Genomic DNA, 362 nt, shown 5'->3' with positions numbered 1-362 from the left:
GGTGAGCATCGCTACCAGGTAAGAGTGCCATGGCAAGACTCGGTGTGGTTTTTACAAAGCCAACATTCGCGGCACTTAGATGAGCTCTAAAGGCGGCGGCATCAAGAATATCCCCTTCATAGACACACACCGTTTGTCCAGCAAGGAGCGGACATAAGGTGGTCGTCACAGACAGGTCAAAACAGTAGTTAGAAGAAAAGTCGACATTACGATACTTGTCACCTAACTGGCGGGTTAAGGCGTGAAGATAATAAAGCACATTGTGTTGAGTGAGCATTACGCCTTTTGGTTGTCCGGTTGTCCCTGAGGTGTAGATGATATAAGCCAAGTTAGCCAAGGCCGTTGGACGCACTAAGTTTTCA

1 protein-coding gene is annotated in these 362 nt (G+C 47.8%); it reads right to left on the bottom strand.

The genetic code is table 11. The annotated features are described in order from the left end of the window. The coding region (locus CEX98_RS21930; protein ID WP_143484372.1) for an AMP-binding protein at positions 1-362 on the bottom strand (362 nt) is incomplete at both ends.

Source organism: Pseudoalteromonas piscicida (assembly GCF_002744175.1).
Classification (GTDB): domain Bacteria; phylum Pseudomonadota; class Gammaproteobacteria; order Enterobacterales; family Alteromonadaceae; genus Pseudoalteromonas; species Pseudoalteromonas piscicida_B.
The sequence above is the reverse complement of the archived record's forward strand: the minus strand, read 5'-3'. Positions and strand labels throughout refer to the sequence as shown.